This window comes from Scytonema sp. UIC 10036, assembly GCF_009725235.1.
Genome location: NZ_WJFC01000009.1, coordinates 24,938 through 46,744 on the forward strand (window position 1 = coordinate 24,938; position 21,807 = coordinate 46,744).

8 protein-coding genes are annotated in these 21,807 nt (G+C 43.4%); 1 reads left to right on the forward strand and 7 read right to left on the reverse strand.

The window, feature by feature from the left end; genetic code table 11:
* Positions 1-284 precede the first annotated feature (284 nt).
* Both psaB and psaA read right to left on the reverse strand, forming a co-directional pair.
* The gene (gene psaB / locus F7734_RS06385) at positions 285-2,510 is read right to left on the reverse strand and encodes a photosystem I core protein PsaB (protein ID WP_155743891.1); all 2,226 of its coding nucleotides are present in this window, start codon (positions 2,508-2,510) and stop codon (positions 285-287) included.
* A 118-nt stretch (positions 2,511-2,628) separates the two neighbouring features.
* Positions 2,629-4,887 (reverse strand): photosystem I core protein PsaA, encoded by a 2,259-nt coding sequence (gene psaA / locus F7734_RS06390; RefSeq protein WP_155743892.1) that lies wholly within the window; start codon positions 4,885-4,887, stop codon positions 2,629-2,631.
* Positions 4,888-5,495: 608 nt separating this feature from the next.
* Here psaA and F7734_RS06395 point away from each other — a divergent pair.
* Positions 5,496-7,148, forward strand: coding sequence for a hypothetical protein (locus tag F7734_RS06395; protein ID WP_155743893.1), 1,653 nt, complete (start codon positions 5,496-5,498; stop codon positions 7,146-7,148).
* A 670-nt stretch (positions 7,149-7,818) separates the two neighbouring features.
* Here the strand turns inward: F7734_RS06395 and F7734_RS06400 are convergent.
* The 5 genes from F7734_RS06400 to F7734_RS06420 all read right to left on the reverse strand — a co-directional run bounded on the left by F7734_RS06400 (position 7,819) and on the right by F7734_RS06420 (position 21,793).
* Positions 7,819-9,387 (reverse strand): metallophosphoesterase, encoded by a 1,569-nt coding sequence (locus F7734_RS06400; protein ID WP_155743894.1) that lies wholly within the window; start codon positions 9,385-9,387, stop codon positions 7,819-7,821.
* 129 nt (positions 9,388-9,516) lie between these two features.
* The gene (locus tag F7734_RS06405; protein WP_155743895.1) at positions 9,517-10,488 is read right to left on the reverse strand and encodes a YegS/Rv2252/BmrU family lipid kinase; all 972 of its coding nucleotides are present in this window, start codon (positions 10,486-10,488) and stop codon (positions 9,517-9,519) included.
* A gap of 306 nt (positions 10,489-10,794) precedes the next feature.
* Positions 10,795-12,843 (reverse strand): prolyl oligopeptidase family serine peptidase, encoded by a 2,049-nt coding sequence (locus F7734_RS06410; protein WP_155743942.1) that lies wholly within the window; start codon positions 12,841-12,843, stop codon positions 10,795-10,797.
* Between the two features lie 381 nt (positions 12,844-13,224).
* Positions 13,225-18,570 (reverse strand): response regulator, encoded by a 5,346-nt coding sequence (locus F7734_RS06415; RefSeq protein ID WP_155743896.1) that lies wholly within the window; start codon positions 18,568-18,570, stop codon positions 13,225-13,227.
* Positions 18,571-18,757: 187 nt separating this feature from the next.
* A complete protein-coding gene (locus F7734_RS06420) occupies positions 18,758-21,793 on the reverse strand; it encodes a methyl-accepting chemotaxis protein (protein ID WP_155743897.1) in 3,036 nt (1,011 codons plus the stop codon).
* Positions 21,794-21,807 lie beyond the last annotated feature (14 nt).

Below are 21,807 nucleotides of genomic sequence, written 5' to 3' on the forward strand. Positions count from 1 at the left end.
TTTTGTAGGTTTGGCAAATCCTTGGGGAAAACCAACTAATGTTTGTAAATGTTGGGTTTCGTTCCTCAACCCAACCTACGTGTTTTCGCATTTTTAGGATTAAACGACAAGTATTGGATAATATTCTAGCTCGACAAGAATAAATATCTCGTGCATTCGTTTTTCTAATTAATGAGATTAGTAAAAATTTTCTCTTCTTATTTTTCAATTCATTAAACAAAATCCCCCGCCTTGAGGCGAGGGACTTTAGCTATTTACTGACTACTGCTAATTCAGTCAACTCATCAACCGAACTTACCTGCAGTCGAAGCAATTAAGAATGCGGCATAGGTAAAGACGTAACCCACAGCGAAGTGTGTTAAACCTACCAAGCGAGCTTGAACGATGGACAGAGCCACGGGCTTGTCTTTCCAGCGAACTAGGTTCGCTAAAGGAGTCCGCTCGTGCGCCCAAACTAGAGTTTCAATCAACTCTTGCCAGTAACCACGCCAAGAGATGAGGAACATGAAACCTGTCGCCCAAATCAAATGTCCAAACAGGAACATCCACGCCCAAACTGACAAGTTGTTCATGCCGTAGGGGTTGTAGCCGTTGATTAACTGAGCGGAGTTCGCCCAGAGGTAATCGCGGAACCAACCCATCAGGTATGTGGAAGACTCATTAAACTGAGCAACGTTGCCTTGCCAAATTCCTAAGTGCTTCCAGTGCCAGTAGAAGGTGACCCAACCTACTGTGTTGAGTGCCCAGAATGTTGCCAAGTAGAAAGCGTCCCAAGCGGAGATGTCACAAGTACCGCCACGACCGGGACCGTCGCAAGGGAATGCATAACCGAAGTCCTTCTTATCGGGCATCAGCTTGGAACCGCGAGCATCCAAAGCACCTTTCACCAATACGAGAACGGTGGTATGAATTGCTAGGGCAAAAGCATGGTGAACGAGGAAGTCTCCAGGTCCAATGGTTAAGAACAATGAGTTCGTGCCATTGTTAACTGCATCTAACCAGCCAGGTAACCATACGTTACCATAGTTAGGCCAAGCAGTACTTGCAATGCTATCTGGATTGGATAGCAGAACGTTCAAACCGTACAGTACTTTACCGTGAGAAGCTTGAATGAACTGTGCGAACACTGGTTCAATCAAAATTTGCTTTTCGGGTGTACCGAAGGCAACAACTACGTCGTTGTGAACGTATAAACCTAAGGTGTGGAAGCCCAAGAACAGGGATACCCAGCTCAGGTGAGAGATAATCGCTTCTTTGTGCTTGAGTACGCGTTCGAGCACGTTGCCTTTGTTTTGTTCTGGATCGTAGTCACGTACCCAGAAGATTGCTCCGTGAGCAAAAGCACCCAGCATCAAGAACACAGCAATGTATTGATGGTGCGTGTACAGCGCTGCTTGAGTTGTGTAGTCCTTAGCGATAAAAGCATAAGGAGGCAGGGCGTACATATGCTGTGCTACTAAGGAGGTGATAACGCCTAGGCAAGCTAGGTGCCATCCCAACTGGAAGTGCAGGGAGTTATTGTAAGTGTCGTACAGGCCTTGGTGTGGCAGGTTAAACGGACCTTCTACTGGGACGCCAAAGAAGCTCTTGGCATTCAAAGCCTCTTTCAGGCTGTGACCAATGCCAAAGTTAGTCCGATACATATGACCGGCAATGATGAAGAGCACTGCGATCGCCAGGTGGTGGTGCGCCATATCCGTCAGCCACAGCGACTCTGTCTGCGGATGGAACCCACCCAAGAAAGTCAGAATTGCAGTTCCTGCACCTTGAGATGTGCCAAATATGTGGTTAGCAGTATCGGGGTTAGAAGCGTATACTCCCCAGTTGCCTGTGAAGAAAGGTTGCAAACCTGCTGGGTGGGGCAGAGTTGTCAAGAAGTTATCCCAACCTACGTGCTGTCCGCGTGATTCGGGGATCGCTACGTGAATCAGGTGACCTGCCCAAGCCAGAGAACTCACACCGAACAAACCTGCCAAGTGGTGGTTCAAACGGGGTTCTGCGCTCTTAAACCAAGCTAAGCTGGGGCGGAACTTTGGTTGTAGGTGCAACCAACCTGCGAACAGGAACACTGCTGCCAATATGAGGAGGAACACGGAACCTTGATATAGGTCATTGTTCGTCCGCATACCGATGGTGTACCACCAGTGATAAATACCTGAGTAGGTAATGTTCACTGGATTACTAGCACCTGCTTGGGTAAATGCTTCTATTGCTGGTTTCCCAAACTGCGGGTCCCAAATTGCATGAGCGATGGGACGAATATGAAGAGGGTCTTTAATCCACTGTTCAAAGTTACCTTGCCAAGCTACGTGGAACAGCAGGCTTGATGCCCACAGGAAAATGATTGCCACGTGACCGAAATGAGTTGCGAAAATCCTTTGGTAGAGATTTTCTTCCGTCATGCCATCGTGGCTTTCAAAATCATTTCCCATAGCCATCGCGTACCAGATCCGACGCGTCGTCGGGTCTTGTGCGAGATCCTGGCTAAATTTTGGAAATTTTGTTGCCATGGGTTTGATAAAATCCTCTGACCTTTAGCCACCAACTTCATGATTTTGGATTTTGGATTTTGGATTTTGGATTGAATCTAAAACCTAAAATCCGAAATCCAAAATTTTTTGTTGATGTTTAGCCTAATGAAATGATTCGTGCGTGGAAGAACGCCCAGGTTGTAGCGATTCCTCCTAAGAGGTAGTGAGCTACACCAACAGCCCGACCTTGAATGATGCTAAGAGCACGAGGCTGAATGGATGGAGCTACTTTCAGTTTATTATGAGCCCAAACAATTGACTCAATCAACTCTTGCCAGTAGCCGCGACCGCTAAACAAGAACATTAAACTGAATGCCCAAACAAAGTGAGCACCTAAGAAGAGGAGACCGTAAGCTGAGAGCGCACTGCCATAGGAGTTAATCACTTGGACAGCTTGTGCCCACAGGAAGTCACGCAACCAGCCGTTAATGGTAATAGCGCTTTGAGCGAAGTTACCACCAGTGAGGTGATTGACCACACCATCTGAGTCTACGGTTCCCCAGACATCTGACTGCATCTTCCAGCTGAAGTGGAAAATTGCAATGGAGATGGTGTTGTACATCCAGAACAAACCTAAGAACACGTGATCCCAACCGGATACCTGACAGGTACCGCCACGACCCGGACCATCGCAAGGGAACCGGAAGCCCAAGTTCATCTTGTCTGGAATCAGACGAGAACTGCGAGCAAACAGGAATCCTTTCAACAGAATCAACAGAGTGACGTGGATTTGGAATGCGTGGATGTGGTGGATCAAGAAATCCGCCGTACCCAATGCAATTGGCATCATTGCCACTTTGCCGCCTACAGCCAAGATACCGCCACCGAAAGCATAGCTAACAGGTTCTAATGCGTTGGGGGCAGTTGCACCAGGCGCTACTGTGTGGAGGTTTTGCACCCACTGAGCAAACACTGGCTGCAGCTGAATCGCTGTGTCAGAGAACATATCTTGGGGACGACCCAAGGCACGCATGGTGTCGTTGTGTATGTAAAGTCCGAAGCTGTGGAAGCCTAGGAACATACATACCCAGTTGAGGTGAGAGATAATTGCATCTCTGTGACGAAGCACGCGGTCTAACACGTTGTTCTGATTCACCACTGGATCGTAGTCACGCACCATAAAGATGGCACCGTGAGCAGCAGCACCTACAATCAGGAAGCCTCCAATCCACATATGGTGGGTGAAGATACAAAGCTGAGTTGCGTAATCTACTGCCAAGTACGGATACGGTGGCATCGCGTACATGTGGTGAGCCACAATGATGGTCAACGAACCCAACATTGCCAAGTTAGTTGACAGTTGAGCGTGCCAAGATGTGGTGAGGTTTTCGTAGAGACCTTTGTGACCGTCGCCAGTGAAGGGACCTTTGTGGTTTTCCAGAATCTCTTTGATGCTGTGACCGATACCCCAGTTGGTACGGTACTGGTGACCTGCGATGATGAACAGAACTGCGATCGCCAAGTGGTGGTGAGCGTTATCTGTCAACCACAAACCCCCAGTCACCGGATTTAAACCGCCTTTGAAGGTGAGGAAGTCAGCGTACTGTCCCCAATTCAAGGTAAAGAATGGCGCTAGACCATTGGCAAAGCCAGGGAATAGTTCGATCAGCAAGTCTTTGTTCAGGATGAACTCATGAGGTAGAGGTACATCCTTAACAGCCACTCCTGCATCCAACAACTTATTAATAGGTGAGGATACATGGATGATGTGACCTGCCCATCCCAAGGAACCACAACCCAGTAACACTGCCAAGTGGTGGTTCAACATGGACTCAACATTCTGGAACCATTCCAGTTTTGGCGCACGCTTGTGGTAGTGGAACCAGCCTGCGAACAGGAACAAACCTGCTAACACCAAGCCACCAATTGCAGTGCAGTAGAGCTGGAATGAGTTAGTGATACCCCAACCACGCCAGATGTAGAACAAGCCGGAGGTAATTTGGATTCCACGGAATCCGCCGCCGACATCGCCATTGAGAATTTGTTGACCAACGATTGGCCAAACAACTTGGGCGCTTGGCTTGATGTGGAGGGGGTCGCTCAGCCAAGCTTCGTAGTTAGAAAAACGAGCGCCGTGGAATATCATCCCGCTCAGCCAGAGTGTTACTACGGCTAGGTGACCGAAGTGGGCTGCGAAGATTTTGCGAGATATATCTTCTAAGTCGCTGGTATGCGTATCAAAGTCATGGGCGAGCGCGTGTAGGTTCCAAATCCATGTTGTTGTCTTTGGACCTTTAGCGAGAGACCTGTCGAAATGTCCTGGTTTTGCCCACAGTTCAAACGTGGTTGGCACCGGATCGTTATCGACTATGACTCTTGCTTTTTTCTCCTCTCGCTCTGGAGGACTAATCGTCATTCGACCTCCTCTCTTAACAAGGATTGAGGAACTATCATTACCACACTATTGCCTTCCTAGCTTTAAACCAGCAGTTAACTGGAGTAGCGATGAAGACCATCTGTGGAGAGTGGTTTCTGTTGAATTATAAAGGCTTAACTCCTACCTTGTTAGAGAGAATTTAACAATAATTCAAAATCCCCGAATCTACCGTGTAATCTGCTTTTGAAGTGAAAAGCATTGGGCAAAAAGTCAATACTTTCTTCATTTATTTTACAAACAGACACAATTCGTAAAAATTATAGTCCTAGCATAAAAAGACGAAAAATGCACTTTAATTTAGGGGCTGGGAACTGGCGATCGGGGACTCGGGAAGAGAGATTATCCATGAATAATGTTTTGATTTTTCTTTAATTTAGCGCTCTTCAAAATAATTAAAAAATTATTAAATTAATATTGCTATAAGTAAACTGTATAAATAAATACTTTTTTCAAGCTACAATGAGATGTGTAAAGACAAAATCATATAGCTCCTGAGTTTAAGCCTGAAAACGTGCAGGTAATGATGCATTTTTGGGCTATATTGTCCAGTGGAAAGTTTGGTTTTTAACTCTCATTTGGTGAAATACATGAACTTGTGGCAGAAGACAGGAATTGCTCTCCTCAGGTGGTTCATGGCGCTGGTACTAGTCTTAAATGTGACCAGTTGTGGTAACAGTGAAAAAGCTGTCAGCCAAGAACCGATCGCTAGCTCGCAACAGAAAGTTCAACTTTCAGGGCAAATATCAGAAGTTTCTCCACCAGCAACAATCCAAGAACTGCGGCAAGCACTGGAAATTTATCAGCCACAAGTGACAATCGTGGCACCCAAAGCAGACGAAATCCTACAAGATAATACCGTCACAGTCCGCTTTCAGGTTAAAGATCTACCTATATTTAAAGATTCAAAATGGGATCTCGGTCCCCACTTACACGTCATTCTCGATAACGAACCCTACATAGCAGTCTATGACCTAGATAAACCCCTAGTTTTATCAGATTTATCCCCAGGAACCCATACTCTACGCGTTTTTGCTTCCCGTCCCTGGCATGAAAGCTTTAAAAACGAAGGTGCTTATGCTCAATCAACGTTCAATACATTTACAAAGACTGACAATAATAACCCCGATCCAAAACAACCACTGTTAACCTACAGCCGTCCTAAAGGCGATTACGGTGCAGAACCAATTCTACTGGACTTTTATTTAACCAATGCTCCTCTGCACCTAGTTGCACAACAAAATCCCAACGATGAAATCGCAGATTGGCGTATTCGCTGCACAATCAATGGTGAAAGCTTTGTTTTAGACCGTTGGCAGTCAGTATATCTCAAAGGGTTCAAGCCCGGTAAGAATTGGGTAGAACTAGAATTTCTAGACGAGCAAGGAAATCCCGTCAAAAATGTTTTCAACAGCACCACTAGATTAATTACCTACAATCCAAAAGGTCAAGATACGCTTTCTAGAATTGTTCGAGGGGAACTTTCAGCCGACCAAGTCCGAAGCATTGTAGATCCCAACTATACAGCTAAGACACCAATTGCTGAACCCACACCCATCCAAACCCCAATCCCAACTCCAGAGAAAGCACCCGAAGTCAAACCACAGGAACAAACACAACCAGTTCCCGAACTCGAACCGACACCTGTTCCCACTTCAATTCCTACTGTTGAAGAAAAAGCGCCAGAAACACAAGTTAAGGAACCAAAACAACCGAGTTCCGAACCCGAACTACAAGAAATACCTCAAGTTCAGCCAGAAAAAGCAAAATCGGGAGGGTTTTTCAATCGCTTCGGACGCCGTCCACAAACCACTCCAACCCCAGAAACAACTGTTGCACCAACTCCCAGCGAACCCGCTACCTTGCCAGAGATTATCGAATCTCCTCAACTAGAAACTACGGTAGAACCGCAAGCCCCAGAAGCACCAAAAGCTGAGCCAACACCTGTACCGGAAACGCTAACTCAGCCAGAGCCAACAACAACAGTGGAACTAACAACTCCATCAGAAACAGTTCCTCCCAAGTCAGAGGAAAAGGGACGGTTTAGCAAATATTTCAATCGTCGGGCGAGTAAAACGCCAGAACCAGAAATCACTGCTGAACCCACTCCCAGCGTAACTCCTACTTTGCCAGAGATTATTGAATCTCCACAACCAGAAACAGTCGCACCTCCACCAGAAACAGTCACACCTCCACCAGAAACAGTCACACCTCAGCCAAAAACTACTACCGATCCGCAGTAGTCTTCCTCTCGTTCCCAGGCGGAGCCTGGGAATGCAGTCCGCGAGGCTCCGCCTCGCACCTTCTTAAAGAAACGTAGTAGTGCATCTAGGCTTAATTGGTAGGTAGAAATTAATCGGTCAATCAGTCTAGATTCTTTCTCAAGAGCGCCCCAGCACCCCTGCTCCCCCTGGTGTCTTCACCGACCATTTTAAGGTGGACGAGGTAGTAGGGTGGGGTAAAAAATATTTGATACATCAATCATGACTTTTCAAACAACCTCTTAGATTCATCATCAATTCATGTACATGGAGAATATAAAACACCTTTACCAGAAGTGATATTTGAGAATTCAATAATTGAAGTCACAGAATGACTTGGATGTGTTATGTTCCAGTTTTCACGCTTCGTCACCTGTTTTTATAAGAAAAACAGTATAGTTTTATTCTTTTTTTAGAGATTTCATTCAGTAATTACCGCTTGTGACAGTTGGCGTGCGGAATGGGGGAACAGTTGCCAATACCCAGCCAACTTTACTAGGACTGCCAAGAGCGTAAATTATCTGTTTTGTGGGGTGGGCGAGACGCCTGTTCCACAAGAGGTTGGTCTCGCAACTTCTTTGAAGACAGGAGGCGGAGCCTCCAGTAAGGCATTCCCTGGCGGAGCCTGGGAACGAGGTGAGGGGATGGGAATCTAAATAACGAAAGGTTCAATCTCGTAGTTATTCCATTGTCGTTGATACCACTCAGCGACAAAGGTACGGACAATGAATTTAGGAGGACAACCATCTTTAACATCGATACGCAAGCTAGTGTAAGGTCTTCGCTTTTGCAAACCTTGACCGTTACGACCAATAAATAAGTACGATCGCGCTACCAACCGCTGCTTTTCTTTGCTGACAAATGTCTCGTACAAATCCGACCCTTCAGGGCGCTGGCGTCGCAAACTATACCCGCTTCCACCGCAAACAATCCAGTGAATGCCAAAATCAGCACTGTCTCGATTTACTGTTTCAAGATGTTCCAAACAGTGTGCATGACCGTTTAAAACTAAATCAACCAAGGGGCGATCGCCACTTTTGGAACCAACGACTTTCGCCACTGCACTGAGGACATTCCGCAAGCGATGGCGAACCGCTAAAGTTTGTGCCTGTTGCCATTTTGTTGCCTCTGTTACATAGGGAGGGTGGTGAAAGTAGATCACCCTCCCTCGAACATCCGAACAATTCCAAGATTCAATCAGTCGCTGTTTGAGCCATTCTAATTGCTCAATATCTGTTGCTGTTTCTTGATGAGTAGAAAGTTGCTTATCAATATCAACAATAATTTCCTCGATTTGTGACACATTAGTTCGCACATCATCAAGTTTCTCCGTGCGATGGGGATCGGTGGGAAGCACTTTAGGAGAACTGTCCATCAGCCGCATCTTTTCCTGTTCTAAACTCTGACGGCGCAACTCTAACTCCTTGCGAAAAGCATCCCCTTCCTGAGTTTTAGGAAGGGGACGTGGATTGTTAAACGTATTAGAATCAAGTGCAAAAAAATCTATGCCGCCATAACGAAAGGTATAGTAACGATTGGGAAGACGAGTAAAACGTCCCGGTTGGTAACGCAAACACCGTCCCGTAGTTGTTTGTACCGTGTAATATTCATCAAGATGACGGCTTAACTCTCCTGGAAGCATATGACCTTTCAAGTAATCGAGAAAAGCACGCGCATACACATCACCCTCTCCCGAACCGCGCCAACCAACATCAAGATCTACACCCGACCCCAGTAACCGTCGCAGTGGTAGTGTTGTCAAAGATATCAATCCAAACAAGAGTGGCAAGTCGTAATAATCGTGATTCCCCGGAACAGGTAAAATTGGCAGTTGAAAAACCATGCGATCGTAGGATATCCTCTCAGGATTCTCTCCCCCTACAATAAATTCGCGATAAGGCTTAATAAAGTTATCTGGATAAAACTCGCTCGACCCCACCAAATAAATCACATCACCCGTATGCAGCATAAAACTGCTTTCTTGGTGGTGTGGAAGCATGAGTTCAGCAATTTGTCGTTGGGGATTGTAACCCCAATGCGGTCCGGCTCCACTATCGCCAACAACCAAAAATGAGAATTCCGGATTGTCAGATGCGCCATCGTCGATCGCTAACCGGGTTTGGTCAATTCCCCGTTCAACAATGACAGGCTCTTGCCACTTGACTCGCTGCTTCATCTTGCGGATTTTTTCGGCAATAGCTGCCTCAGTCACGAGTTTCAATGGAATACTCCTGGGAATGATGTTAGTTGTTGGCGGTTAGTAGGGGCGCAAGGCCGCCGCGCCCGTACATGGTTAGTGGTTAGTTGTTACTGGTACAACGACTAACAACTAACAACTAACCACTAACCATTATCCATTTTCTTTTTCTTTCTCCTCAACTACCAGATTTGGTAGTCCCTCTAGTTTTTCGAGAAGTTTTTCTTCTTCCACTGATGGCACAAAAACTGTTAAACCAGCTGGGACGCAGTGAATTTCTACAGGAGTTGTTCCTAAAATTTCACCGTCAACAACGACCTTTTGAGGGGGATCTGTTTTAATTTTAAATTGTTTGGCTCGCAAGTAACCTATATCATTGCGCTCTGCTGCGTTACCTGTAGACGCCGTTTGAAAAAGATGGAATGCGGCGGCGATCGCACCTGCTCTATTTGCTGGAGCCACTATTGTCATATCAAGCAGCCCGTCATCAACTATAATACCTGCTGGTCCCTGTGCCAAAATTGAAGTAGAAGGAGCAGCATTCGCCACTGTCACTGCGGCTGCAGTGGTTTTAACGATCTTGTCCTCAGTTTCGATTTCTACATCAAAATGTTCCATCTTCCGCAACTCTTGCACTCCAGCCAAAACATATGCAAGAATCCCAAATCGGTTTTTTGCTTCTCTGTCTGCTCGTTCTACAGCATCAGCTTCAAAACCAATCCCGGCTAACAATACCATTGGATGACCGTTACAGTACGCGGCATCTACAGTCCGAGTCACTCCCTGCAAAATTACTTTACAAGCAGCATCGATAGTGTCAGGTATTCCTAAAGCATGGGCAAAAGCATTTGCCGTTCCCCGTGAAATAATACCAAATGGAACCTCAGTACCAACAACCGCAGTAGCAACTTCTGAAAGAGTCCCATCGCCTCCTGAAGCTATGACGAGATCGACTCCCCGCTCGATTGCTTGACGTGCCAAATCATCAGCACAGCTATCTTCAGTTGTCATTTGAATATCTAGGTCAATCTCTGGCTCCAAAATTGCCCGAATCATTGCCAAATCTTGCTCTGAGTTACCCTGACCTGCAACAGGATTAAAGATAAGGCAAGCAGAACGTTTCATAGGGTTTCAGTATAAAGTCTAATGTTGCTACAAGTTCCACTATTCTAGCTTGCCAAGGACAAGTATTTCCTATCCCAATACTTGTTGGTTAAGCTCAAACAATGAAATTACGTAGGTTGGGTTGAGGAACGAAACCCAACATTTACAAGCATTTGTTGGGTTTCACACACGGGTTTACTACAAAAATTCGAGAGTCCTTGCAGTATTGGTTCCTATCCTTGGGAGACTCGTAAAACGCCGTAAAACGTCATAAAACGGTGCAATTTATTGTTGTCTGAGTGAGGAGATACAAGAAGTTTTGTGAATCTAAACTTGTACATCAAGCGTCCGGACTAAAAAAGCCCAAGCGTCTGTCGCTTCTTCAATTCTTTTAGCAGTTGGTTTACCAGCACCGTGTCCTGCCTTAGTTTCAATTCTAATAAGAACTGGTGCGGTACCACTATGGGCAGCTTGTAAAGCGGCTGCAAATTTGAAACTGTGGGCTGGAACTACGCGATCGTCACTTTCTGCTGTGGTAATCATAGTTGCTGGGTAGGCTGTACCTACTTTCAGCCGATGCAGGGGAGAATAAGCATAAAGTGCTTTAAATTCTTCCAAATTGTCTGGGGAACCGTACTCGGCAATCCAAGCCCAACCAATGGTGAACTTGTGAAAGCGTAACATATCCATCACACCGACAGCTGGCAAAGCGGCACCAAATAAGTCGGGACGCTGAGTTATACACGCTCCTACAAGCAATCCACCGTTGCTACCTCCGCCGATGGCTAATTTAGCTGGTTTGGTATATCCCTTTGCAATCAACCATTCAGCAGCGGCGATGAAGTCATCAAAGACATTTTGCTTTCTCTGTTTCATTCCCGCCTGATGCCAGTCTTCCCCATATTCACCACCACCACGCAAATTGGGAATAGCATATACGCCACCCATCTCCATCCAGACTAAGCTACTAACAGAAAAGCTGGGGGTGAGAGATACACCAAATCCGCCATACCCGTACAGGTATGTAGGATTGTTACCATCTAACTTAATTCCCTTTTTATGAGTGATGAACATTGGTACTTTAGTACCATCTTTACTGTTATAAAAAACTTGTTTTGTTTCATACGCGTTAGGGTTAAAGTCTACCTTTGGTTCCCGAAAAACCTTGCTCTTGCCACTGACCATATCGTAGCGGTAGATAGTTCCCGGTACAGTATAGCTTGTAAAATTGTAAAAAGTTTCGGTGTCATTGCGTTTACCGCCAAAACCACCAGCAGAACCAATTCCTGGTAACTCAATTTCTCGGACAAACGAACCTGTCATCTCAAAAATTTTGATTTGACTGCGAGCATCTTTAAGATAATCAGCTACAAATTGATTGTTAATTGTGCTAAGACCTTGTAAAGTTTCTTCAGCCTGAGGGATAATTTCTTGCCAATTTTTTCGGTGGGGATTTTTAATGTCAATTGCGATCGCACGTCCTTTTGGCGCATTTAAATCTGTTTGCAAGTAAAAGATGCTATCCTTATTATCGACAAAGCTAAAACTGGCTTCAAATTCATTAATCAGTTCTACAACTTCTGAATTTGGATTTGCCAAATCCTTATAGAAAACTAAATTTTTGGGATTGGTTCCTTCCCATACTGAAATCACAAGATAGCGCCCATCTTCTGTAACATCGCCATTGAATCCCCATTCTTTGCGATCGGGACGCTTGTAAATTAATACATCTTCTGATTGAGGTTTCCCCAGTTGGTGATAAAAAAGTTTTTGATAATAGTTGACTTCTTCCAATTTAGTTTTTTGGTTTGGTTCATCATAACGACTGTAAAAAAAACCTTTACCGTCATGAGTCCAAGATACTCCAGAAAATTTAATCCACTTTAAATGGTCTTCCAAGTCTTTTCCCGTTTCAATATTCCTGACCTTCCAATCTTGCCAATCAGAACCAGAGAAAGATAAACCGTATGCTAAAAACTGACCATTTTCACTAATAGCTATTCCTGAGAGAGCAACAGTACCATCTTCTGATAGTTTATTTGGATCGAGTAAAACTTTTGGTTGGTCCTCAAGAGTCTTTAAAGTATAAAGTACGCTTTGGTTTTGCAAACCATCGTTCTTAAAATAGAAATAGCGATCGCCCTCTTTAAAAGGAATACTATACTTTTCATAATCCCAGAGTTTAGTAAGACGCTGCTGAATTTTTTCTCTTAAAGGGATTTGTTGAAGATAGCTAAAAGTGACTTTATTTTGTGCCTCAATCCAAGCCTTTGTTTCTGGAGAATCAGGATTTTCTAACCAACGATAGGGGTCTGCAACCAAAGTTCCGTGGTAATCATCGACTTGATTGCTCTTACGGGTTGTGGGATAAGACATAGGGTGGAGCGAAGAGTGTACTAAATGAGATTGAACTGGAGTTTTAGCAACAGCAACGTCAGGAACAGATAGATACCTAGATACAATAATAGTTGCTAGAAAAGGAATTAAAAACCTACGCAAGACGGAAAACATTTTAGATTATGATGAGAGTCTACATAATTTAAGTAAATTGGCACAAATAATGATTACTACTATAATAGAGCGGGCAATGCCCAACCTACAAGAATTGTATTAGTGCGAGTCAGTGATAATAATCATACTGATTTGTAGTAGTGATACATGCGAAGACAGCGCTACTACGAATAGAATGGGGGAATTGTATATTTTGTTACACAGTTTTGTTTTTCTTGCCCACCTACCATCTGCCATCTGCCTTCTTCAAGCTCCAATATTGTTAACCAAATTTTCGCCTTTTAACATCCGCGAAGCTGCTTCGAGCAAAGCTTCTTCAAGGTATGGTTTGGTGAAGTAACCACTAGCACCCAATTGTATTGCCATTTGTCTGTGCTTATCTGCGCCTCGTGAAGTCAGCATGGCGATCGGCAAGTTGCTGAGGCTGGGGTCTTTTTGAATGCGAGAGAGTAACTCCAAACCGTCGCAACGGGGCATTTCAATATCGCAAAATACGATGTCGCAAGGTAAACCCGATCGCAGTTTATCCCATGCTTCTTGACCGTCACGTGCTTGTTCTACTCGATAACCTGCCTTATTAAATGTCAGTGATAGCAGCTCTCTCACTGTGATGGAGTCATCAACAATTAGGACTGTTGGATCGATCTTAACAGCTGGGGTTTCTACTGTGAGCGTTGAGGTTATCTGTTCTCTGAAGCTGAGTCCGCGTTGTTTGGAAGTTCTTCCTTGGAAGATATCAATGATTTCCAAAACGTCAGCTATCGGCATAATGCGACCATCTCCCAACACAGTAGCACCAGCAACACCAATGGGCTTGGGTGCAGGTCCTTCAAATTGCTTGATGACTATTTCTTGCTCGTTAAGCACTAAGTCAACTTGTAAGGCAACAAAAGTACTTGCCGATCGCACAACAACAACAGAAATCGTATCATCATCGCGATTTCCACCGTAAACGTTACCGCGACTGAGCAGACGATTGAAGGTTAAAATTTCCTTAAGAGGTCGAAATGGCAGCATTGTATCGCGCCACATGATGTACTTTTGACCATCATTACCCTGCTGAACATTTTTTGCAGGTATGTCGAGAGTATCTTCCACCCCATCCATTGGGAAAGCAATCCGCGCTTTGTCGGAAACACAGCACAGAGCCTTACAAATACTGAGCGTTAGGGGTAGACGAATGGTAAAGGTTGTCCCTTTCCCTAAGGTAGAATCAATACTAATAGTCCCTCGGATTTCACTGATTCTGGTACGGACAACATCCATACCAACACCCCGTCCTTTAAGATCGTCAATATTTTCGGCAGTACTGAAACCTTGTAGGAAGAGTAAATCATAAATATCAAGACGAGACAGGGTTTTTGCTTGTTCTGCGGTAATCAAACCTTTCTCGATCGCCTTTGCCTTAACTCCTTCAGTATTAATTCCCGCACCGTCATCGCTGACAGAAATAACAGTTTGGTTTCCTTGGTGGAAAGCGCGGACGGTAATAGTTCCCATAGGTGGTTTACCATTGGCTTGGCGCACTTCTGGTAATTCAATACCGTGAGCGATCGCATTATTCAGCAAATGGTTCAAAGGACTTTGGAGATGTCCCAAAATCATTTTGTCAATTAAAGTATCTTTTCCTTCAATTTTCAGTTGCGCTTGCTTACCTGACTTAATAGCGTTTTCGCGGACTCCTCGCTCCAAAGCAATGTTCACCTCGGAGAAAGGTTCCATTCTTGCTCGCGTAATTCCCTCTTGAAGTTGGTTAGTAACCTGACGGAACTGTCGTGCGACGCGCTCGGTTTCTTCTGTCACAAAATCAATGTCACTTGCTGCCTCACGTACCCGTACAATCAATTCAATCATTTCTTGCGACAAGGAATGGAAGGGGGTAAACCGATCCATTTCCAGTTCTGTGAAACCCCTATCTGTTTGTTGCTGAAAGACGCCAGAACTATTGTGTTTGCGACTATTAAGCAGAGACGCTTCCAGAAGAGAACGCTCGTATAATTCCTGCATTCTCGCTCCGACATCACTTAATTGCTGCACTTGATGGAGCAAATTGTCTAAAGATTGGCGAGTGCGTTCGTGATCTTGTTCCAACGTGTTGCGATTAACCACTAATTCCCCAACCAGATTGCTCATGTCATCCAAATGCTTAACAGGAACCTTCATAAGTTGCTCAAAGCGAGGGGCGCGAGCCACAGAGGGGCGGGGAGGAAAATCTCCCTTCACCATTTCTTCCAATTCCTGAAACTGAATGTCAAGCTCTCCTTTGGCAGCAGCGGGTGTGGCTGGCTTACTCGTTACCTCTGAGACTTGGAAGGGAGGAACCACTTCTAGCTCTGATTTCTGAGGAGAACTAAAACTAGGTGCTAATTCCTCCTCCAATAACTTATCAAGATCGGCAAACTCATCATCACATGATGGCTCGATTGGTTGAGCGACTTCCTCTTGTGGAGTATTTGATTCTGTTTCTTGTGAAGAAGTAGAACCCATGATGAAAGATGTATCATCAAGATCTAGCCCTGCCAACAACTCTGATAAATTTGCTGCTTGAGTATCTAAAATTTGTGTTTCTTGCTCAACTGGCTTATCCGGTAAAGAGGTTTGTGGAACACAGGTTTCTTCCTCTAATTCTAAACTCGCAAACAGGTCTGAAAAATCCGCTCCCTGGATTTCAGGGATTTCTACTTTCTGTGCTACAGTTTGCTCTAATGCCTCTTTTGTTATCGGAACAGAAGCACCGTTAATAATTTGTTCTGGATTGTCAAAGAGGGCAGATAAGTCAGAAAAATCGGAATCTTGAATATCTAAGAAACTTTCTTCTTCCAACTCTACAGACTCCGATACAAGATTTGAAAAAATATCTGGCTCTTCACCACTTGATTCTAATTCTTCTAATTGAATAGCACCTACAGAATTCTCTTCTGGAACTTCTTGTTGTGTTTTCTCAGAATCAGCCTCAATAGTTGGCAAGCGATCGCTAACTTCTAATTCTTTTTCTACATTTGATTCTTTGCTGAACTTGCTCTCTGAATCAACTAATAAAATATTATCTGAATCCGGATAATCAGGAAAATCAAAATCAGCAAATTCTTCTTGAACAATTGTTTCTGATTGAATATTTATTAAACTCTCTAACTCTATGGATTCAGATAGTTCTGTAAAACTTATTTCTTGAGAAGCTTCTACAGGTAGTAAATCATTGCTACCTACTTCTTGTAGCAAGTCAAAAGTATTGTTTGTATTGCCAACACCGTCATCTGTTAAATAAATTTTCTGTGAATTTTCTAGTATGAAAGGTGAAGTTAAATTTTCTTCCTCTTCACCAGAAGCAAGATCGGATTCAGCAAAGCTTGTCTCTATCTTTTCTTGTGAAGAATGAGTAAATTCAGGAGTAAATTCGAGGGCTTCAGGAGGCGGTGCTGTGACTCTATCTCCTGAATGCGAAAGGCTGTCATTTTGCTTTAATAAGCTAGAAGATTCTATCGCAGAGAGTTTGTCATCACTAACAGCAGGTGCATTGTTGGTGGAAGTTGTCTGTATCAACTCCTCAAGTAAATCATCATCTGTTTGAGATGGAAACATGAAATCGAAATCTTGAGCTTGCGTCTGAAAGTTAGCATCCAAACCTTCCAAGCCCAAGCTATCTGATTCTAACTCTAAAGACGGCTCATCCTCAAAAATCTCTTCTTCAGCAGCTGCTTGAAATAGCATTTCTTCTAACTTCTGGGCTGCATCTTCTTCTCCAAAGGAATCAAGTTCTTCTGTATTTTCTTCTACTTCATTATCCCAAAATAAGTCAGTTTCTTCTATCTCAGGTAATCTTTCTAATAAATCATCAGTAATATCTACTTCTTCAAGTTCACTAAATAATCCATTAGCAGTCAAAATTTCATGATTTTCTGGCAGAGTTTTTAATTCTGCTCTCGAAGCTTTTGGCGCAATTTCCTCTATTGGAGATAAATTTGTATTTTCTATGAATAAATCATCAAAGCTAGGTTCTTGTATGGAAGGTGGTTCAAGATTTTCTACAGACTCGATATTGCTCGCAGAAATTTCTGCTATCAATGGTTTGTTATCATCAATATCATCAATTCTCAGTTCTAATAAATCGCTATTTCCTTTCCCTTGTTGAATTGTGAGATCGTTTGATGTCTGTGTAACCTCAACAGGAAAGTCTACATTTAAACTAGATTTTCTTTGGTTTTGTAGCTCTGAAGCTTCTTCTATAAAACCCCCAAATAATTCACCAAAACTTAATTCTTCTTTAGCATTTTTTGCCGATTCCAGCTGCTTTTTAATTTCTTCTTGAAAGAATAAATCCTCGAATTCGCTATCTGTATCTTCAATAGTATTTGTGCTAATTTCAATTCCTAACTGACTGCTATTAGAAATATCTAAAACTTCTTCCTTATCCCATGTATCATCGAGCTCCGAACTTTCCCCTTCAAATAAATCGGCAAGAGTATTTAACTCTGCAATTCCTACTTCAGGACCATGACCATCTGTGCTGTTTTGTATAATAGGTATGTCAAACTGATTTTGAAATTGGTAGGTTAAATCAGAAAGACTGGTAATTTTGTCTTGCGGTTCAACCCCTTCAATTATCGGATCATCTTCAATAATTTGTGCCACCCCTTCATCTGGGTGCGTACTGTCATAATCGAAAGTACTTGTTATGGTATTTAGTTGTGGGACTTCGGATGGTTCTATTGGCGTAGTAGCCGATTCATCCATCAAATCTAGAGGAAGTTCTAATAATTCTATTTCGGCTTCAATAGATATGAGCGCTTGCAGTTGCTGACTCACTGCAATTTCAGTTTCTCTGCCTGTCAGGACTAATTCTAAAGCTTGTTTAATATCTGTAATAACAATTTTAGCTAAGGTAAGATACGTATTTTCAGGGTTAGCGATCGCATTGCTGCAAGAGCGGCACAAATTGCACCAATTTGACCAATTTGATGCTTCACCAAGTTGAGCTAATTTATGACAGCATTCCTTAAGATTCTGACGAGTTTCAGGTGTTGCAGGTTGCTTAAAAATTTGTAACATATCCCGTAACACTTGGAGTACCTCAGTTTGCACCGTTTGTCGCCGTTCGTTATCTGTGAATGTTGGCTGTGGTGAAGATGAAGCTACAGCTACAGTTATTCTATTTGCCCCTTCTGTAGTTCCCTGTGCTACAAGTAACTCTAAATGTTCGTGCAACCACTTGAAAACGGGTTCTGTTTCCGACATTAAGTTATTGACTGTTTCTTCAGTCAAACCAAAAGGTCCCTGTAAGTTCTCCAATAGAGCTTTCAAGGTATCCAACACACCAAGAAATAAGGATTCTAACTTTTGGTCAACCTTAATGGGATACTCTTTTAAAATTTTGAAACAGTCTTCCAAACGGTGAGCGGTATGCTGAATGCTACTCAGACCAAGCATTGCCGCCCCACCCTTAATAGAGTGAGCCGCCCGGAAGACTTCGTTAATCATTTCCGGATCGCCAAGGGTACCTTGAAGATTCAGCAAGCCCTGCTCGATCGTATTTAAATGATCTTTGGCTTCTTCTATGAAGTAACCCAAAATGCGCTGTTGTTGTTCTGGCAGCATAAAAGAATGATGAATGATGAATTATGAATGATGAAAAGAATGATGAATTATGAATTATGAATTATGAATGATGAATGGTGAAAAGAATGATGAATGATGAATGGTAGATGGTGAAAAGAATGATGAATGATGAATGATGAATGGTGAAAGCAAAACTTCATAATTCATAATTCATAATTCATAATTTTTATCTAGTATTTTCACTGGTTTCAACGCGGAAGCGTTCAACTGAAGCTATCAAGTCACGAGATACACCCACTAAGTGTTGTAAAGCCCCGGAAACTCTTTGTGCTTCTTGAGAAGTTTCTTGTGCAGTCAGTTCTACTGATTGCATAACTTGAGCGACAGCACGGGAAGTTTCTGTTTGCTCTACTGTATCAGCTGTGATCCCGCGTACCAGGCTATCAATGCGCTTTGCCACTTGAATAATGTTTTCAAGCGATCGCTTGGCTTCTTCTGCCAGCTGAGTTCCTTTAATAACTTGTTGCGTACCTTCTTCCATAGCAGTCATTACTGAACCTGTTTCGCTCTGTATTTGTCGCACAATTTCTTCAATTTCTTTCAAAGACTTCGCCGATCTATCTGCAAGCTGTCGCACTTCATCCGCCACAATGGCAAAGCCCCGTCCTGCTTCTCCAGCCCGTGCTGCCTCAATACTGGCATTGAGGGCGAGCAAGTTAGTTCGGGAAGCAATCTGAGAAATTAACGCCACAATCTTAGAGATTTCTTGAGAGGATTCTGCCAACCGCTTGACTTTGCGAGTGGTTTCTGCTACAGTTTCTCGGATTTCTAGAATACCTGCCACCGTATTTTCCACTGCATCGCCACCTTTTAGAGCAATTTGGCTGGCATCACGGGCAACGGCTTCTGCTTCTCGTGCTGCTTCTGCTACCCTGTGGATGGAATCTGTCATCACTTGAACGGAATTGAGAGTGACTGCGAGTTCCTCTGCTTGTCGTAAAGCATCACTCGATAAAGCTCTAGCAAAGGTTTCAGAATTGGTAGCACCTCTAGTCACTTCCCTTGCAGCGACTTTTACCTGTTGCACAATATCCCTCAGGTTTTGAATTGTGAGGTTAAAAGCATCAGCCACTGCTCCGAGTACGTCGGCTGTAACTTCAGCCTGCACTGTCAAATCACCTCTAGCAGCACCTTCCACGTCATCAAGTAATCGAATCACTTGACGCTGCAAGTTCTCTTTTGCTTCTTCCTGTTCTTGTGCCTTACGTGTAGCTTCATGAGTTGTTGTAAAAATCACACGAGCCATCTCGTTAAAGCTAGCGGCTAATTGCCCCAATTCATCCTCAGAATATACGGTGGCTTGAACATTCAAATTGCCTTTGCTAACAGCATCAAATTGCATTTGCAAATCTTTAGTTGTGCGGCGAATTTGTTTGAAAGCAAAATTCCCCATAAAACTTGCACTGGCAAAGCCAGCCAGCCCTGCGGCTAGTGACATTGCCCAACCCGTGTTCCGCACTGCTGAGCGTTGTGTTTTTGGAGTAAAGTTAGCCGCAGTAAAGCTGACAGCCGCAACAACCAGCGCTGAGACGCAACCTACAGTTCCAGCAGTAATCCACTGTTTGGTTTGTAAAGAAGCATTTTCTAATGGTGCAAGGACACCCTGTTCTACTGAGACATGGGCTTCTACCTTTGAGACATCTCCCTGGGTAAACACAGGTACTCCTTCTTGGGAACCTGTAATGCTAAACAATTCCGAATCGCGATCGGGTGTTATGCTTTTGTCATGACTTCCCGTGTCTAATATCGGATTGCGAGATCTACCATTATTTCTACCATTATTTTCTACGGAGGCAGAACGCAATGGCACGTCATTATCTGCAATATCAAACCCAGGAATACTTCCTAGATCGTCAAAGTCATCAAAGTCATCAAGAAATTCTATATTGCTACCTTTAGAAGTCTTTCCAGCTACAAGGTGACTGCTGCTTTCTTCATCCTCAGAGAATGCCTCAGAACCAAAGGCAGATTCAAACGCTTCAAAGTCAAAACTATCGTCTTCATCAAAAGTATGTTGCTGTGCTTTTGGGCTTGGGTTTTGCTGTTTCTCTTCTTTCCCAAGATTGCTGTAAGCAAAACTGTTGTTCAATGATGAAGATGAATCGACTTGAGGCAGAGGAAGAGATTTAGAATTGTTTGTATAAATTCTGTCACCAGACGTGAATTCGGATTGTGAACGCACGACGCGATCGCTTTCACTTGAGAAGGATGATGCAAGATTTTCTAATGTATTATTTTGTGGAGAAAATTTTTCCTGACTGTTGTAACTCACTGCTGAATCAGCCCTTAAATCTATATCATCTGTCAGTAAAGTTTCATCATCAGCAATACTTATTCTCATGTTTATATCTTTCTCGTCTTCTTCAGATTGACTGTTCCTGAAGAAATCTTCATTTCCCAATCCTCCCAATGATGGCAACTCTAGCTGTGCAAATGGAGAATTGCTTGCATCTTGTTGTTTTTCCCATGAGCTTTCAACAGAAATTGCACTAAATGGCTGTGGATTGCTATCCTCTCCATCAGAAAATTTCAAGTCTGAGATATCATCCTGTAAGAAAGGAGGTAGCTCTAATTCTTCCTCTTTAGGGTTAGCATTTTTTGACATCCAAGAATCTGATTTGACAGCGAAAGGATTACTTTCCACGCTATCTTGAGAACTAGAAGATGAACTATACCCAGAACCTCCATCTAGCGGTATATCGAATGGACTGCTAACAGGTAGTTCTTCCATTTCGTCTGAAACTTCTATGCGCTCTACATCAAATGATTTCAGAGCGAAGCTGTTGCTATCAAAATCTTTTATTTCTTCTAATTCTTCTGAATCTTCTAATTCTTCCTCAACAACTTGCGGTTTTAACTGTGATGAAAAATTGTTTTGCTTTTTTTCATCTTTCTCTGATAAATCCTCTTGTTCGTCAGCAGATGTTTGATATTGTTCAATAGCCTCCAATCCACTTTGAGCATAACTCGTAATGTTGGAATCGCTTGTTAATTTCAACACATATTGATATTCGGTTTTTGCGATATCATATTGCTGCAACACATAATATATATGACCTCTTAGTAAACGAATGTTAGGTTCATCTGGTAAATTTTGTACCACCTGGTCGATAAGGGTGGCAGCTTGTTCGTAGTGAGTATCTACGTAAGCCAAATAAGCCTGTTGATATAACTGCTCGTAATCTTCTATATCGGTTGCCATGTTATTTCCTACCT

Excerpts from the sequence above, each read along its gene's own strand:
- F7734_RS06420 (WP_155743897.1), bottom strand. The coding sequence starts at position 21,793 with ATGGCAACCGATATAGAAGATTACGAGCAGTTATATCAACAGGCTTAT.
- psaB (WP_155743891.1), bottom strand. The coding sequence starts at position 2,510 with ATGGCAACAAAATTTCCAAAATTTAGCCAGGATCTCGCACAAGACCCG.
- F7734_RS06410 (WP_155743942.1), bottom strand. The coding sequence starts at position 12,843 with ATGTCTTATCCCACAACCCGTAAGAGCAATCAAGTCGATGATTACCAC.
- F7734_RS06395 (WP_155743893.1), top strand. The coding sequence starts at position 5,496 with ATGAACTTGTGGCAGAAGACAGGAATTGCTCTCCTCAGGTGGTTCATG.
- psaA (WP_155743892.1), bottom strand. The coding sequence starts at position 4,887 with ATGACGATTAGTCCTCCAGAGCGAGAGGAGAAAAAAGCAAGAGTCATA.
- F7734_RS06415 (WP_155743896.1), bottom strand. The coding sequence starts at position 18,570 with ATGCTGCCAGAACAACAACAGCGCATTTTGGGTTACTTCATAGAAGAA.
- F7734_RS06405 (WP_155743895.1), bottom strand. The coding sequence starts at position 10,488 with ATGAAACGTTCTGCTTGCCTTATCTTTAATCCTGTTGCAGGTCAGGGT.